The sequence below is a fragment of the uncultured Roseobacter sp. genome (assembly GCF_947495025.1).
In the GTDB taxonomy this organism is placed as follows: Bacteria; Pseudomonadota; Alphaproteobacteria; order Rhodobacterales; family Rhodobacteraceae; genus Roseobacter.
In genome coordinates this window covers 351,107-367,010 of the sequence record NZ_CANLXG010000002.1, presented here as the reverse complement: position 1 = coordinate 367,010, position 15,904 = coordinate 351,107, and the positions used below count along the sequence as shown (strand labels likewise).

At 59.6% G+C, this 15,904-nt stretch carries 15 protein-coding genes; 9 read left to right on the top strand and 6 right to left on the bottom strand.

Translation table 11 applies throughout. From position 1 onward, the window contains the following. Nucleotides 1-66: 66 nt before the first annotated feature. From Q0792_RS09870 to Q0792_RS09860, 3 genes are all read right to left on the bottom strand, one after another. On the bottom strand, nucleotides 67-792 hold the full coding sequence (locus Q0792_RS09870; RefSeq protein ID WP_298839635.1) for a sulfite exporter TauE/SafE family protein: 726 nt from the start codon (nucleotides 790-792) through the stop codon (nucleotides 67-69). A 36-nt stretch (nucleotides 793-828) separates the two neighbouring features. Beyond that, nucleotides 829-2,229: an NADP-dependent phosphogluconate dehydrogenase gene (gndA, locus tag Q0792_RS09865; protein ID WP_298839633.1), complete on the bottom strand. Its 1,401-nt coding sequence runs from the start codon at nucleotides 2,227-2,229 to the stop codon at nucleotides 829-831. Between the two features lie 116 nt (nucleotides 2,230-2,345). Next, nucleotides 2,346-3,377, bottom strand: coding sequence for an L-idonate 5-dehydrogenase (locus tag Q0792_RS09860; RefSeq protein ID WP_298839631.1), 1,032 nt, complete (start codon nucleotides 3,375-3,377; stop codon nucleotides 2,346-2,348). 107 nt (nucleotides 3,378-3,484) lie between these two features. Between Q0792_RS09860 and Q0792_RS09855 the strand changes: the two genes are divergently transcribed. After that, nucleotides 3,485-4,243, top strand: coding sequence for an SDR family oxidoreductase (locus Q0792_RS09855; RefSeq protein ID WP_298839629.1), 759 nt, complete (start codon nucleotides 3,485-3,487; stop codon nucleotides 4,241-4,243). Then, nucleotides 4,240-4,740: a gluconokinase gene (locus Q0792_RS09850; RefSeq protein ID WP_298839626.1), complete on the top strand. Its 501-nt coding sequence runs from the start codon at nucleotides 4,240-4,242 to the stop codon at nucleotides 4,738-4,740. Before Q0792_RS09855 ends, Q0792_RS09850 begins: the two co-directional genes overlap by 4 nt. A gap of 20 nt (nucleotides 4,741-4,760) precedes the next feature. Here Q0792_RS09850 and Q0792_RS09845 read toward each other — a convergent pair whose 3' ends face one another. Beyond that, nucleotides 4,761-5,525: an SDR family oxidoreductase gene (locus Q0792_RS09845; protein ID WP_298839623.1), complete on the bottom strand. Its 765-nt coding sequence runs from the start codon at nucleotides 5,523-5,525 to the stop codon at nucleotides 4,761-4,763. Between the two features lie 96 nt (nucleotides 5,526-5,621). On the opposite strand from Q0792_RS09845, the gene Q0792_RS09840 reads away from it, so the two are divergent. Next, entirely contained in the window at nucleotides 5,622-6,527 is a 906-nt protein-coding gene (locus Q0792_RS09840; RefSeq protein ID WP_298839620.1) for a LysR family transcriptional regulator, read from the top strand. Between the two features lie 73 nt (nucleotides 6,528-6,600). On the opposite strand, the gene Q0792_RS09835 is transcribed toward Q0792_RS09840, so the two are convergent. Next, a complete protein-coding gene (locus Q0792_RS09835) occupies nucleotides 6,601-8,070 on the bottom strand; it encodes a mannitol dehydrogenase family protein (RefSeq protein WP_298839617.1) in 1,470 nt (489 codons plus the stop codon). A 179-nt stretch (nucleotides 8,071-8,249) separates the two neighbouring features. On the opposite strand from Q0792_RS09835, the gene Q0792_RS09830 reads away from it, so the two are divergent. Next, a complete protein-coding gene (locus Q0792_RS09830) occupies nucleotides 8,250-9,122 on the top strand; it encodes an isocitrate lyase/PEP mutase family protein (RefSeq protein ID WP_298839614.1) in 873 nt (290 codons plus the stop codon). Here the strand turns inward: Q0792_RS09830 and Q0792_RS09825 are convergent. Next, nucleotides 9,110-10,141, bottom strand: a complete 1,032-nt coding sequence (locus Q0792_RS09825) for a LacI family DNA-binding transcriptional regulator (RefSeq protein ID WP_298839611.1) — start codon at nucleotides 10,139-10,141, stop codon at nucleotides 9,110-9,112. The two genes, Q0792_RS09830 and Q0792_RS09825, sit on opposite strands and share 13 nt — an antisense overlap. Before the next feature lie 145 nt (nucleotides 10,142-10,286). Here Q0792_RS09825 and Q0792_RS09820 point away from each other — a divergent pair, with 145 nt between their 5' ends. The 5 genes from Q0792_RS09820 to Q0792_RS09800 all read left to right on the top strand — a co-directional run bounded on the left by Q0792_RS09820 (nucleotide 10,287) and on the right by Q0792_RS09800 (nucleotide 15,864). Beyond that, nucleotides 10,287-11,816 (top strand): sugar ABC transporter ATP-binding protein, encoded by a 1,530-nt coding sequence (locus Q0792_RS09820; RefSeq protein ID WP_298839608.1) that lies wholly within the window; start codon nucleotides 10,287-10,289, stop codon nucleotides 11,814-11,816. Then, nucleotides 11,803-12,825, top strand: coding sequence for an ABC transporter permease (locus Q0792_RS09815; protein WP_298839605.1), 1,023 nt, complete (start codon nucleotides 11,803-11,805; stop codon nucleotides 12,823-12,825). Before Q0792_RS09820 ends, Q0792_RS09815 begins: the two co-directional genes overlap by 14 nt. A 26-nt stretch (nucleotides 12,826-12,851) precedes the next feature. Continuing rightward, entirely contained in the window at nucleotides 12,852-13,901 is a 1,050-nt protein-coding gene (locus Q0792_RS09810) for a substrate-binding domain-containing protein (protein ID WP_298839600.1), read from the top strand. A 74-nt stretch (nucleotides 13,902-13,975) separates the two neighbouring features. Next, complete coding sequence (locus Q0792_RS09805) at nucleotides 13,976-14,734, top strand: ATP-binding cassette domain-containing protein (protein WP_298839598.1); 759 nt, start codon at nucleotides 13,976-13,978, stop codon at nucleotides 14,732-14,734. Next, a complete protein-coding gene (locus tag Q0792_RS09800) occupies nucleotides 14,734-15,864 on the top strand; it encodes an ABC transporter permease (protein WP_298839595.1) in 1,131 nt (376 codons plus the stop codon). The genes Q0792_RS09805 and Q0792_RS09800 overlap by 1 nt, the downstream gene beginning before the upstream one ends. The last annotated feature ends 40 nt before the right edge of the window (nucleotides 15,865-15,904 follow it).

Sequence of the window (15,904 nt, the reverse complement as noted above, 5' to 3'; positions counted from 1 at the left end):
TTCATGTCACCGCCGGGGGCAATATTGCCCGGAGCCCGACGGCGGCAGAAAGGTCTCAAAAATCTGCTAGCCGTACCAGATTGCACGGCGCAGGAGGTTCAGGCCGAAGAACACAAAAACAATCAGGATTGCATTGCGAAACCCCTGGCCGGTCAGCCTGCGTCGCAGAATCTCGCCCAGGGAAAATCCGGCTATTGCTGGCAGAAGCATCGCAATCGAGACGCCGCTCAGAGGGCCGGTCAGAAAACCCAGCCTGGCGTAGGCATAGCAAAGCGGCAGGCTGCCTATGAAAATCATGAACCCGGTCGCCCGGATGAATTCGTCTTTTTCGACCTGCCGCGTGGCAAGATACATTGCCATTGGCGGCCCCCACGCAGCTGTCATACCCCCTATGACGCCCGAAAATAAACCAAACCCCACCTGAGCTGTGCTGTCCCATCGATCCGGCAGCGGCGGCACCAGATTGCGCCAGCTGACAGCGACAAAGATCAGAACCACGACACCAAGCGCGGCCAGCAGCAGCCGGTCACCTGCATTCTGCGTGAGAAAAGCGGTCAGGACGACACCCGTAAAGAGTACGACGGAGAACAGCCAGTAGCGCCGGGCTGTTCTGAGGATTTCCCCACCGCGCCAGAGCTGCCAGGCGTTTGAGCCGATCATCGGAAACATCACCAGCGCAATGGCGGTCCGCGGGTCGGTGAACAGCGTCATGATCGCTATGGCCGCTGTTGGCAGGCCTATTCCCGCGACGCCCTTGATCCAGCCCGCAATCAGAAAAGCGGCTGATGCCATTAACAGGAGAGGCCAGATTTCCACCAGCAGGTCCGGTCAGTCCTGTGCCCAGGGTCCGTGTTGTCCTGTGCTGCCATCATCCAGACGGGCAAAGCCATGCAGACCAAAATAGTCGCGCTGACCCTGGATCATGTTTGCGGTGCCGCGGTGCGTCCGCATTGCATCAAAGTACGTGAGGCCGGATCCGAGTGCGGGCGTGGGCAGACCATGCAGTGCAGACTGGGCTACCGTCTGGCGCAGCGCGTCATGGCTGGATTTCAGATGATCGGCAAAACCCGGTGCAAACATCAGGTTACGGCCCGGGTCTTCGGTCAGGGCCTGGGCCATGTCGTTGAGCATATCAGAGCGGATGATGCAGCCCTCGCGCCACACCCGTGCAATGCCAGGCAGCGCCAGTTCCCAGCCAAAGGCCTCGGATGCCGCAGAGATCATTGCAAAGCCCTGGGCATAACACAGGATCTTTCCGGCGATCATCGCCTTTTCGAGGACGCCCTCATCCAGTGCGTCGTGAGGCATGCGGCGCGGGGCGGACCCGAAAAGCGCCTCGCCTGCCGCGCGTGCCTCGCGCTGTGACGACAGATTGCGCGCCACGACGGCGGCCTCGATTGCAGGGATGGGTGCCGCGAGGTGCTGTGCTTCGATAACCGTCCAGCGCCCGGTGCCTTTCTGGCCGGCAGCGTCCACGATGACGTCAAGCAAAGGCCCGCCGGTAGCGATGTCCGTTGCGCCGGCGACTTTACCCGAAATCTCAATCAGATAAGAGCGCAGAACACCCTCGTTCCAGCGATCGAACACCGACCCGATGGCCGCAGCCCCGAGGCCTTTGCCGTCACGCAGGATGCCGTAGATTTCTGCGATCATCTGCATGTCAGCGTATTCAATGCCGTTGTGAACGGCCTTGACGAAATGGCCGGCCCCTTCCTCGCCCATCCAGGTGGCGCAGGGCGTGCCCTCGTACTTTGCACTGATCGCTTCCAGAATATGAGCCACGCGGTCCCAGTATTCGCGTTTGCCACCGCCCATGATCGCAGGGCCGTGCCGTGCGCCCTCTTCTCCGCCCGAAACACCCACGCCGAGGAAAGGACCGCTGGTTTCGCGGGCGCGCCTGTTGGTGTCGTGGAAGTTGGCGTTTCCGCAGTCAATGATCAGATCGTCCGGACCCAGCAATGGCCGCAGCGCGTCAATCTGAGCATCCACAGCCTCGCCCGCAGGGACCATGAGAATGATTGCACGTGGCGTGGCAATGGCCTGCACCAGATCCTCAAGGCTTTCAGTAGGTGTGATGCGTTCTGCCAGTTCACCCGCACCAGCGGCAAAATCACGTGTGACCTGTGTGGTGCGGTTCCAGACGGCAATATCAAAGCCTTTATCCGCGATGTTGAGTGCAAGTGCGGCACCCATTGTCCCGAGGCCGATCAGGCCGATTTCGCTTGGCATGGAAGGGTATCTCCTGTGTGACGGCCCGGCGCTGGTGTGCGCGATCCGTGTTGTTGGCGCGATCTTATCCGCGCGAAGATGCAAAGGGAAAGGGTGAACCGACAGGACACCCTCCGTCAGTCGAATGTGATCTGCGCTTTCATGGCCTGCGTGCGGTCACTGGCGACCTCAAAGGCTGCAACGGCGTCGTCAATTCCCATCGTCTGGGTTATGAGTGGCGCCACATCAAGCAGCCCCTTTCGCATCAGTTCAACGCCGGTAAAGAACTCTTCGTGGAACCGGAACGAACCACGCAGCTGCAGTTCTTTCGCTGTCAGCGCCTGGACCGGCAGAGTCATGTCACCACCCAGTCCGAGCTGCATAATCACCCCTTGTGGGCGCATTGCCGCGATTGCACCGGCAAGCGCCTGCGCGACTCCTGTGCATTCGAATAATACGTCGAAATGTCCTTTGCCGGCTTCGTAGCCACGAAGTGCCTCTGGTTCGGTGCCCGAGTTGATGACCCGGTCTGCACCGTTCTGTGCGGCCATCTGCAGCGTAAAGTCCGTCAGGTCAGTCGCAACGATTTCGGCTGCACCGGCACGTCGTGCAACCAGAATGCAAAGCAGGCCGATAGGGCCGCAACCGGTGACCAGAACCCGCTTTCCCAGCAGTCCGCCGGCCTGGCGTGCAGCATGCAGGCAGACGGCGAGCGGTTCGGCCATTGCCGCCTCTCCGGCAGTCAGATCGCCGGCCGGTGCGCACTGGCGCGGATCGACGACAAGCTGCTGACGAAAAGCGCCCTGAATGTGCGGGAACGGCATGGCAGAGCCGTAAAAGCGCATGTTCAGACAGTGGTTGTGCAGACCTTCATGACAATAGGCGCAGTCATAGCAGGGACGTGATGGCGAGACAGCAACCAGATCGCCGATCGTCAGTCCGGTAACACCGGCACCGAGTTCCGTGATCCGGCCGGACACTTCGTGCCCGAGAACCATAGGTTCGCGAATGCGGATCGTGCCAAAACCACCGTGATTGTAATAGTGCAGGTCCGACCCGCAGATACCGCCCGCGGCAACGGCGACTCCAACCTCTCCCGGACCGGGAGCCGGGGCGTCGTGCTCTTCGATGCGCAGATCTCTGGGGGCATGTATGACAACGGATTTCATGGGTTTCCCTTTGCGGCGGCAATCAGGCCGTCCGGTTACTTGACAAGTGTTGTTAACGGTAACATAAATTGAGAATATCCAGAAAGTCGAGCAGAAAGAGACGTAATATGAGCCTGAGCTTGTTTGATCTGACCGGGCGCCGTGCGCTCATTACCGGCTCTTCGCAGGGTATCGGTTTTGCCTTGGCCAAAGGATTGATGGCTGCGGGTGCAGAGATTGTGCTGAACGGTCGGGATGAGGGCAAGCTCGCGGCGGCTGCGGCGGAACTGGGCGAAGGCGTGCATCAGCTGCCTTTTGACGCGACAGTTCACGACGCCGTGCGTGCAGCGGTAGATGGCTTTGAGGCTGGCAACGGCGCAATCGATATTCTCGTGAATAATGCAGGGATGCAGCATCGGACACCCCTCGAAGACTTTCCTGCGGACGCGTTTGAGCGCCTGATGCAGACGAACATTGCCAGTGTGTTCCACGTAGGACAGGCCTGTGCCCGGCATATGATTGGCCGGGGCAGGGGCAAGATCATCAACATCGCCTCTGTGCAGACCGCTCTGGCCCGCCCGGGGATTGCGCCCTACACTATGACCAAAGGGGCTGTCGCGAACCTGACCAAGGGTATGGCAACGGACTGGGCTGGGTATGGTCTGCAGTGCAACGGTCTGGCGCCCGGATATTTTGACACGCCGCTCAACGCAGCCCTGGTTGCTGACCCGGAGTTTTCAGCCTGGTTGGAAAAACGCACGCCTGCAGGGCGCTGGGGCAACGTCGAAGAGCTGGTTGGCACCTGTATTTTCCTTGCGTCCGATGCTTCGTCTTTCGTGAACGGCACTACCGTTTTTGTTGACGGTGGCATTACGGCGTCACTGTGAACGCGCGCCACTATGTGGTGATGGGGGTTTCGGGCTGTGGCAAGACCTCTGTGGGACAGGGGCTTGCGGCGTCGATCGGAGCGGAATTCGTCGACGGTGATGATCTGCATCCGCCTGCGAATGTCGCCAAGATGGCCAGAGGCGAGCCGCTGGATGACGCGGACCGTGGGCCGTGGCTTGAAGCAGTCGCTGCCCGTATGAAAGCCGGAACGGGCAGCGTTGTGATGGGTTGTTCGGCCTTGAAACGGCGTTACCGCGATATCATCCGCGATGGTGCGGGCAGGCCGGTGATGTTCCTGCATCTTGCTGGCAGCCGTGATCTGATTGCGGCGCGCATGTCAGCGCGTGAGGGTCATTTCATGCCCCTGTCCCTGCTGGACAGCCAGTTTACTGCTCTTGAACCGCCGGCATCTGACGAGCTGGCCCTGACAGTTGATATCGACCGCAGCGAGGCTGAAATCGTTGCCTGGCTGGTCAGTGAGATCGCTGGTCGGTAGGTCACACCAGTCAGGTATGCCTACAGCGGCGGAAGACCGGCAATAGCGCGACCTTCGGCACTTTTGAGCGAAAAGTCCTGCCCCAGCCACGCATCCGCTGCAGGGTTTGCCGCCCATGCAACAGCCCGGGCGACGTCCTGTGGCGTGATGTGGGCGCTCCAGTCCAGCTTGCTGACCGGGTTGATCCCGGATGCACTGATTGTCTTCTGCATCGCAGTGGCAACCGTTCCCGGAGACAGTCCGATTACCCGGATGCCTTTGTCCCGATACTCGCGGTCCGCGACGCGGGTAAGGGACAGTACGGCTGCCTTTGTTGCGCAATAATGACTCCACCCTTCGAGAGCACTGGTCGCGGCGCCCGAACTGATATGCACAAAAGTGCCTCCGCCGGCGTTTATCATACCGGGCAGCGCCGCGCGCAGCCCAAAGTAGACACCCTTCAGATTTACATCTGCAACATATGACCATGCCGAAGGGTCGCTGTCCGCGATCCGTGCGATGGGGTCGATCAGTCCGGCATTGCTGATCCAGAGGTCTGTCCTTCCGTTCACGGACTGTGCATGCCGGGCAAGTGCAGCGACATCGTCATAGCGACTGACATCACAGGTCACGGCCTCAGCGACTCCACCTGCATCTTTGATCCGTTCGGCAAGTTGCGCTGTTTCGCGGGGTCTTCTGGCCGCCAGAACGACGTGGGCACCAGCGGCGGCAAAATGCTCAGCGGTGGCTGCACCTATCCCCCGGCTGGCACCGGTGATGACAACGGTTTTTTCGTAAAAGTTCATGCCCGGTTCTCCTTTGACTGAGAACAGGGAGATACATGCGTCTTTTCATGATAAAAACAGTTCAATTTTCATGATACTCATGTAAAAACCGCATGAATGGATACTGACGCTCTCAGAACAGTGGCTCTGGTCGCAAGGCTCGGCAGTTTCGCGGCGGCGGCAAGGGCGCAATCGCTTGATCCTTCCGCTGTGTCGCGGGTTGTGGCATCTGCAGAGGCACGCCTTGGCTTTCGTCTTTTCCAGCGGACCACCCGGCGGCTTGCGCTCACGGACGCCGGCGCTCTCTATCTGGAGCGCATCGTCCCACTGCTGGACGAACTGGACATGGCTGCAGAAGAGGTCGGTGCCGACAGTCGTGAGCCCAGTGGTTTGTTGCGGCTGACAGCCTCGGTAGCTTTCGCGCAGGTTTGCATCACGCCGTTGCTTGCCACGTTTCGGCAGCGGTTTCCCGGTATTACGCTGGAACTGATCGTCGAGGATGCGAATGCCGATCTGGTGGCGCAGGGCATCGATCTGGCGATCCGACTGGCCGAGGCCCCGCACGGTGACCTGATCAGTACGCGGCTGATGGATACACGTTACCTTGTCTGCGCATCGCCTGACTGGATTGCAAAGCACCGGTGCCCGGAAAAACCGGCTGAACTGGCTGCGACAGAGTGCCTGCGCTCGGCCCTGCCGGAGTTTCGCGATCGGTGGATATTCCGGGACCAGAGCGGCGAAGAAACACGGGTGCCGGTGACCGGATGGTTTCTCACACCCAGTGCGCTGGCGCTGAGGGCGGCGGCGCTTGACGGGCTTGGGCCTGCATTGCTTCCGGACTGGCTTGTCACACAGGATCTGGCGAAAGGACGACTTACAGAGCTTTTCCCGCAGTACCGCTGTGCAGCGACCGGGTTTTCCACCGGGGCCTGGGCGCTCTATCCCAGCCGGGCGTACCTGCCACACAAAGTCCGGGCCACGCTGGATTTTTTCCGTTCTGAGCTGGGGCGGGCGGTTTACTAGGCTGCCGGGTTCTGCCCGGAAATCGTTTGTCAGAAGCGTAACAGATACGCAGAACGACTGCTGGTGAGGGGCATCAGGCCTTATGGGCGAGCGCGTCGTAAAAAGCTGCAGAGGTTTTACAGTTCAGAAAGTCGGACAGGTGTTCCGTCACGGCTCGTCTCCACGCGGGCCTTTCACTCAGGCTTCGGGGCACGACGCCGGGCAGGATGGAAAACCCATCAAAGATACGGCCGGCACTTCCCTGCGCGCGGTCGAAAATGGAGCGGATATCGGTCTCCAGCGGGTCGCGCAGGGCGTATCGCGCGCCATTGATCTGACCGGCACAAAATCGCATCCAGGCTGCGGTTGCGACAGCGTATGTGCCGGGCGTTTCACCTGCATCCAGTGCTTCTGAAGCAGGCTGGAAAATCCGCTGCGTCATTTTCTGACTGCCATCCATCGCAATCTGCCGTGTTTCGTGCGCGATGGCCGGATTGGCAAAGCGTGCGGTCAGCGCGCGGGCGTATTCCCCGGTCTCCATCGCTGCAAGCCGGGGCAGCGTACGGGCAGCAGCGTCCATGTGCGACACCGCCAGGCGCCGCAGAACAGGATCCGCCATAACATCCCTGACAAAGGCCCGCCCTATCAGAACACCGGTGTAGGCGATGAGTGAATGAGCGCCGTTGAGCATCCTGAGCTTCATTTTTTCATAGGGCGCAACATCGGGCACAAATAATACGCCTGCGTCTTCCCAACGGGGGCGCCCGTTACAGAACTTGTCTTCTATTACCCACTGAGTGAAAGGTTCGGTTTCGACTGCTGCTTCATCTCTGACACCGAGTGCCGAGGCCACATCTGCACCGAGTTCCGGTGTCGCGGCCGGTGTGATGCGATCAACCATGGTAGATGGAAATCCCACGTTCTCTGCGATCCAGACAGCAAGATCCGGATCGGTTCGCTGTGCAAAGTCCAGAACGCCGGTGCGGAGCAGAGAGCCGTTGTCAGGAAGGTTGTCACAGCACAGAACAGTAAAGGGCGGCAGACCGGCAAGCCTGCGTTTTCCGAGGCCGGCGACGATGATGCCGACCACACCCGCAGGTTCCAGCGGGTTTGCAAGGTCCGCCGCGATTGCCGGGTGCGAAATATCCACCGCGCCGGTGTCGCGCCTGATGCCATAGGCTTTTTCGGTCACTGTCATACTGACGATACGTGTGGATTCAGCTGCCAGCAGATCGAGCACCGGCCCGATCCCGCGTGACGCGGCCAGCGCGCCGGAAATGCTGCCAATAATCCGCCGGTCTGGCCCGCTGTTTCCCGGAACAGTCAGGCAATAACGCCCGCCTTGCCGGTTCAGTGCGTCAGCACCAGAGGTGCTTTGCAGACTGACACCGCAGATCCGCCAGTCGCCGCCGTGACGGGACAGAACGTCATCTGTATAGACAGCCTGATGTGCGCGATGAAACGCGCCGGGTCCGAAGTGCACGATGCCCGTCCCATGTGCTTCGGGCATGTAGTGCGGTGCTGTAATCCCTTTTGGCAGGGGCGTGTCCGGTGAAAGATACATGCAGAAACCCGGTGCTGTTGCCGGTAAACTGTCGGCCAGAACCCCTCAGAATGTAAAGCGGGGATGCGGGCCATTTCGCCCGGCGCTGACAGGAGGCTAAAAAGCTGTCAGGATCTGCACGGTCACCTCGTCCGGTGGTATCGGAGAAGGTACCGGGCCAGAAAAATGGGAATAACACATTGACCGAACAGCTGCCGAACCGGCAGGCGGACCGCCTGCGCACATTGCTTGCACAGGATCGAATGATCATGATGCCCTGCTGCTTCGACGGGATATCCGCGCGTCTGATTGAACAGTGTGGTTTTGATCTGACGTTCCTGTCCGGGTTTTCAGCGTCTGTCAGCCGTATAGGTGCGCCGGATGTCGGGCTGATGAGTTACAGCGAAGTGCTGGATCAGGCGCGCAACGTGATGGAAGGCATATCCGTGCCGATGATGGTTGATGGCGACACAGGGTACGGCAACCCAATGAACGTTGAGCGAACCGTCGAGGGGTTCGCACGGGCAGGATGCGCCGGCGTGATGATCGAAGACCAGCTCTCCCCGAAGCGCTGCGGGCATACAGCCCGCAAAGCCGTAGTCGACCGGGAAGAAGCATCTGACCGTATCCGTGCGGCTGTAACCGCCCGCGGGCGCGCAGATATCCTGATCAAGGCACGCACCGATGCGCGCCGCGACCACGGTTTATCCGAAGCTATCGCAAGAGCGCAGATGTTCGCGGAACTGGGAGCGGATATCGTCTTTGTCGAAGAGCCTTTCAGCAAAGAGGAAATGCGGACGATCTGTGCCGAGGTGCCGGTTCCGGCTGTTGCCAACATGCTTGAAGGCGGTCAGACACCCATCCTGCCACCGGCCGAACTGGAGGACATGGGGTTTGCGATTGCGGCGTATCCGCTTGCCTGTCTTTCGGCGGCTATGCAGGCGATGTGTACCACTCTGGAACATCTGAAAGCAGGCAGGGACCACACAGGCGGCCTGATGCCCTTTGACGAACTGCGCCGGCGCGTCGGGTTCGAAGACTACTATCGGGCCGAGGACCGTTACCGGCGCTGAAGCACGGTTGAGCCGGGAATGAGCCGATAGCCGATATCGCGCGTGTTGGCGACAGGCTCGCCGGACAGGCGGGCTATCATCAGTTCTGCGGCGGCCTGCCCCAGCTTCAGATGTGGAACATGCATCGAAGTCAGCCGCTTTCTGAGTACTGAGGCGACAGGCAGATCTCCCCAGCCGGCGATTCCGATGTCCTCGGGCACGCGCATACCGCGCTGTTCGCAGTACTGAAGTCCACCGAAGGCCATTGAATCGTTCTGGTAAAAGATGCACTCGATATCGCGCTGTGCTGCCAGCAGCTGTTCGGTGCCGTAAAACCCGGGATAAAAGCCGGCGGTATCGTGCAGGCAAAGCTGGCGCACAACCTGTCCGCCACCATCCTCGACTGCCTTTGTAAACCCTTCCAGACGGGCTGTCGCAGCATTGGCAGTATCGTGGGAGGTGCCGACAAAGCCCAGCGACCGATACCCGCAACCGATCAGAAAACGCCCCATCTCAAAGCCGCAGTCAAAGTGATTGATCCCGACGCTCATGTCGAGCGGGCTGGAATTCAGGTCCCAGATCTCGACGATCGGGATACCGGCATTGCGCAGCATCTCAAGCGCGCGCACTGAATGGTAGCGGCCTGTGAGGATCAGTCCGGCTGGCTGCCAGGACAGAACTGTGCGGATCCAGTTCTCTTCTTCTTCGTGTGTGTGCTGGGTCAGGCCCAGCACAGTCTGGTGTCCGAAACTGCCCAGCTTGCGGTCGATCGCCTCCAGAACCTGAGCAAAGACCTCGTTGCCCAGATCGGGGATCGAAACGCCGATAAATGTCGATGACTGGTCACCTGCAAAAACGGTCGCAAGACGATTCGGCAGGTACCCGAGCTGGTCTACCTGGGTCATCACTCTGACCCGGGTCTTTTCAGAGTAACCGCCTTCACTTCGAAGCACACGACTTGCGGTCATCTTGGAAACGCCTGCTGCCCTGGCTACCTCTGCAAGGCTTACTTTATTGTTTTTGTTTGGTTTATCTGCCATCTGCCCTCTGGTTACGTTACCGGTAACTTTTTTCTTGACTTGCCCTGTGCTTCAGAACGACGATGGAGATACGTTACGGGTAACGCGGATTTTCATCAAGCCTCCTGTAGCGAAAGGTGCGGCGGTTGCCGCATGGGGAGGAAACATGGCAGAGCACCTGCAGCAGGGTCTGTTCTTTGACAGCATCGACAAGCATTTTGGCGGCACTTATGCGCTCCGCGATGTGTCATTGTCGGTGGGACGCGGCGAGATCGTGGCGCTGCTTGGCGAGAACGGCGCAGGCAAGTCCACGCTGATCAAGGTGCTGGGTGGTATCCATGCACCGGACGGTGGTCAGGTGCTGATCGATGGTTCGCCCTACATCCACAGACCTGCCGGTTTCGGAGAACGTCAGAAGGTTGCCTTCATTCACCAGGACCTGGGTCTGATCGAATGGATGACGGTTGCCGAGAACATTGCTCTTGCGCTTGGGTATGCCCGAAAGGGCGGTATGATCCGCTGGTCCGAAGTCGAGGTTTTTGCTGCGGATGCGCTGCGCAAAGTGGATTGCACATTTGACCCGACTACGCGGGTCGAGGATCTGACCCGCACCGAGAAATCGCTGGTCGCTATCGCGCGGGCGCTGGCCGTTGACAGCGAATTCCTGGTGCTTGACGAGCCGACTGCGTCTTTGCCGGCCGATGAGGTTGGCCGTCTTTTCGAAGCACTGCGCCCGTTGCGGGAACGCGGTGTTGGCATGATCTACGTCAGCCATCGGCTCGACGAGATTTTCCAGATCGCAGATCGGGTTGCCGTGCTTCGCGACGGTGCGATGGTCGGCGTGCGCAGCATCGCGCATACAACGCCCGAAGAGCTGGTTCAGAAGATTGTCGGTCGCAAAACGCGTGCGACGCTCAAATCAGAGGAAGCCCCCGGTCGCGCTGTTCTGGAGTTGCAGAATTTAGGCGTTGGTCCGGTAGGACCATTGTCCTTTACTCTTAAACGCAATGAGATTGTAGGTCTGGTCGGCCTCCGCGGGGCCGGTCACGAAGCCATCTCACGCGCCCTGTTCGGGTTGGAGCCTCACAGCGGCGATGTCCTGCTCAACGGTGATACGCCTGATCTCTCAAGCCCGCAGGCGGCACTGAAATCCGGCATCGGGCTTGTGGCGCGTGACCGCACCGAAGAATCGGTGGCGATGAATCTCACGATCCGGGAAAACACTTTTCTCAACCCGGCGGCGCTGGGTCGGGGCCTTCTGAGTGTGCTGATGCCTGCGCGCGAAGCAGAGCAGGCCTCCAGAATAGGAGACGATCTGGGGCTTTCGCCCAATGATCCGACGCTTGCTATCGAAGCCCTGTCGGGCGGAAACCAGCAGAAGGTCGTGATCGGCCGCTGGCTTGCGACGAAACGGCAGCTGCTGTTGTGCGAAGACCCCACCGCAGGTGTCGATGTCGGCGCCAAGGCAGAAATCTATGCACTGCTGAACCGTGCATTGTCCGAGGGCATCGGGATTCTCGTGGTCTCAACAGACTTTGAGGAGATCGCCACGATCTGCCATCGGGCGATCGTGTTCAGCCAGGGCACCATTGTAGACGAGCTGTCTGGCAGCCGTCTGACAACTGAAAATCTGATCCAGTCGGCTTCGGCCGGGAATATCGCCTCCGGGGAGGAGCAAACAAATGCAATCGCTTGAATCCGGTGCACTCGAGCCGACACGCGCGGAAATGAACGGGCTGAGTACCGGCAGACGTCTTATGCGCCTGTTGCCGGTCTATGGACTGGTCATTCTGACAGTGCTGCTGATCGTATTGTTTTCAGTGCTGCTGCCGAACACATTCCCGACAATGCTGAACCTCAGGGCGATCATATCGGACAAAGCGATCATCGCGCTGTTGTCACTTGGTGCTATGATCCCCATGGCGGCGGGGCGTATCGATCTGACTGTAGGATACGGTATCGTACTGTGGCACATCCTCGCTATCAGCCTGCAGACAATGCTGGGACTGCCCTGGCCAATCGCCGTGGCAATCGTTCTGATGCTCGGCGCGCTGTCTGGTTTTCTGAACGGACTGCTGGTCGAGGTCGCACGGATTGACAGTTTCATTGCAACACTGGGTACCGGCACGGTTCTTTATGCGCTCGCGTTGTGGCACACCGGTGGCCGGCAGATGGTCGGCGTGCTGCCGGATGGATTTTATGCCCTCAGCACCACGTTCGTTATGGGTATTCCGATCACCGGGTATTATCTGATCGCGATCACGCTGATCCTGTGGATCGTCCTCGAATATACACCCGTCGGGCGGTATCTGTATGCGATCGGTGCCAACCAGCGCGCGGCACAACTCAATGGCATCCCCACACGGAAGTACGTGATCGCAGCCTTCGCGACGTCCGGAACCATGACGGCACTGGCCGGTGTGCTGCTGGCGTCCAAGCTGCGGATTGGTCAGGCCTCTGTGGGTCTCGAATTTCTGCTGCCGGCACTGGTCGGAGCCTTTCTGGGGTCCACCACTATCAAACCGGGCCGGGTCAATGTCTGGGGCACTATCGTGGGTGTTGCGATCTTGGCGGTTGGTATCTCCGGTATCCAGCAATTTGGCGGATCATTCTGGGTCGAACCACTCTTCAACGGCGTGACCCTGCTCGTGGCAATCGGGATCGCGGGCTACGCACAGCGCCGGAAAGGCGCTGCCAAAAAATGAAACTACTCAGCTTCTGGGAGGAAACTATGCTGAAAAGAACATTCCTGAACACGATGGCGGCAACGGCTCTGATGGCGGGGCTTGGCATGCCGGTATCTGCCGAAACAGCCTTTGATGGCCCGACGTCCGGCCCGGCCGGTGCGCCAGACAAGACAATCGTCGTGCTTGCAGCAGACCTGAAAAACGGCGGTATTCTGGGCGTGACCAACGGTGTCGAGGAAGCGGCCGAAGCCATCGGGTGGGACGTTCGTGTCCTGGACGGAGCCGGCTCTGTGCAGGGCCGTACGGCCGCAATCGGGCAGGCGCTGGCGCTGCAGCCGGATGGGCTGATCATCAACGGATTTGACGCGGTCGAGCAGCAGGCGGCTCTGGAGGGCGTGGTTGCGGCAAGCATTCCGATGGTTGCATGGCATTCAGGGCCCAAAATCGGCTGTGACGCACCAGGTGGCATTTTCGCAAATGTTTCAACGGATGCGATGACGGTCTCGGAGGTTGCCGCAAAGTGGGCGATGGAAGATGGCGGCGACAAAGTGGGCGCGGTGATCTTTACCGACAGCACCTATCAGATCGCCATCGACAAGGCGGATCGCATCAAAGAGACCATTGAAGCGATGGGCGGTACGGTTCTGGAGTATGTGGACACGCCGATCGCGGATACATCCACACGTATGGGGCCACTTACCACCAGCCTGTTGCAGAAATACGGTGACAGCTGGACGCATGCGCTGGCCATCAATGATCTGTATTTTGACTTTATGGGTCCGGCGCTTGCCGCAGCCGGCATTCAGGGCGCGGGATCACCCAAGGCAGGCTCTGCCGGTGATGGTTCTGAGGCGGCGTTCCAGCGGATCCGCGGCGCGCAATACCAGGCGATAACAGTGGCCGAGCCGCTGAATCTGCAGGGCTGGCAGCTCGTGGACGAGCTGAACCGGGCAATTCAGGGCGAGCCCTGTTCCGGATACGTCACGGCGCCTGCGCTGGTGACACAGGAAGGTCTGGCCAAGCTGGGTGACAGCAATGCCTTTGACCCCGACAGCCCTTACCGCGAAGCCTATTCGGCTATCTGGGGCAAGTAATTCTCCCTGGGGCGGCGGGTCTCATTATTTGCCTGCCGCCTCCTTTTTCAATTTCTCATCATGCGGAGGCTGCAATGGCAGACACCCCCCTGGTCGAAATGCGCGGGATCACCAAAAGGTTTGGTGGCGTTACCGCGCTCTCTGAGGTCGACCTGACCGCCCGCTCTGGCGAGGTGCTTGCGATTGTGGGCGACAACGGCGCCGGAAAATCGACTCTGATCAAGATACTGACCGGTGTGTATCAACCCACCGAAGGCAGCATTTTTATCGACGGCAAGGAAGTCTCCTTTGCCAGTCATGCTGAATCCATCGAACAGGGTATCGACGCGGTTTACCAGACGCTGGCCCTTGCCGATCACCTGGACCCAGCCGCTAACATGTTCCTCGGCAACGAACTGACGAAAAAAGTATTCGGTATCACCATACTGGACAACAAACGCATGCGTACGGAAACCGAGCGTGTCCTGATGGAGCGCCTCGGCGTGCGGCTCAAATCGCTTGATGCAGCCACCGAGAGTCTTTCGGGCGGTCAGCGCCAGGCGGTTGCTATCGCCCGGGCCGTGTATTCCGAGGGTCTGCGGGTGCTTGTGATGGACGAACCCACAGCCGCTCTGGGGCCGCAGGAAACGGCGCGTACCCTGAAGCTGATTGAAACACTGAGAGATCAGGGCCTGGCGGTCATTCTGATCAGCCACTCGCTCGACGACGTCTTTCAGGTGTCTGACCGTATCCATGTACAGCGCAGGGGCCGACAGGTCGGCGTCGTGAAAACAGCCGACAGCAGCACTCAGGAAGTGCTCGGGCTGATCGTTGGCGCAGAGGAGGCCGCATAATGAGCATGTCTGAAACAGGCCCTGCGGCTTCGCGCAGCGTTGGCGAACGGCTGGAGCCCTACATCGCGATCATCGGACCGATGGTGATGATCCTCGCCATCCTTCTCTTTATGGGCGTGGCAGAACCAGCACGCTATTTCCGGCTGACGAACCTCAATCTCATTTTGCTGGATGCGGCACTCTATATGCCGATGGCCATGGCGATGACATTTGTCATTACCCAGCGTGGCATTGACCTTTCCATCGGGTCGATTGCCGCACTGTCGGGTATTCTGATGGCGTTTCTGATCAAGCAATACGACTTTCCGGCCTGGGTGGCGGTGCCGATCGCGCTGATGCTCGGTGCACTGATGGGGCTCATCAACGGGCTTGTCATTACCCGCCTGAAGGTACCGGATCTGATCGGCACGCTGGCTATGGACCTCGTATACCGCGGGCTTGCACTGGTAATTGCAAAAGGCCTCGTACTGGCCCGGTTCCCGGACCTGATCACGGACATCGGGCGCGGCCAGATCCCCGGATTTATCCCGATCCCGGTCATTATCGGGATCGCAACAATGGTTGCCGGATACTTTATCCTGACGCGCACCTTTTTCGGGCGCTACACAATTGCCATCGGTTCCAGCCCGGAATCGGCTGAACTGACGGGGATTTCTGTCAACCGTCACAAGGTCTATGCCTACGTACTGATGGGCGCGTCCGCGGCGCTCGCCGGTCTGATGCTGACGGGCAAGCTGAACGCAATCCAGGCAACATCCGCCCCGTACTTCAATCTGCATGTTATTGCGGCCGTTGTCGTTGGCGGTACCTCGCTCTTTGGCGGGCGTGCCTCGATGGTCGGCTCCTTTGCCGGTGTGCTGTTGCTGTCCATGATGATCAACGCGCTGGTGACGCTGCGCATCGAGTTTTTCTGGCAGTCCGTCGCCTCGGGCGTGGTGATTGTAAGCTCGGTCGCTCTCTACACCTGGATGCAGAAAAAGGACCGTGACGGTGCAAAAGGCCTGTTTGCAGGTCTCGCCACACCGGACGGACAGAAACTGCTGCGGTTTACCGCGGCCATTATTGGTGTGCTGATTGCCTTGCTTGCTCTTGGCGCACTTTTTGCCGGAGATCCCACACCCAGTGGCTGATCCGGTATCTGCGGGGTGGTGTAACCGGGCTGCAGACCCG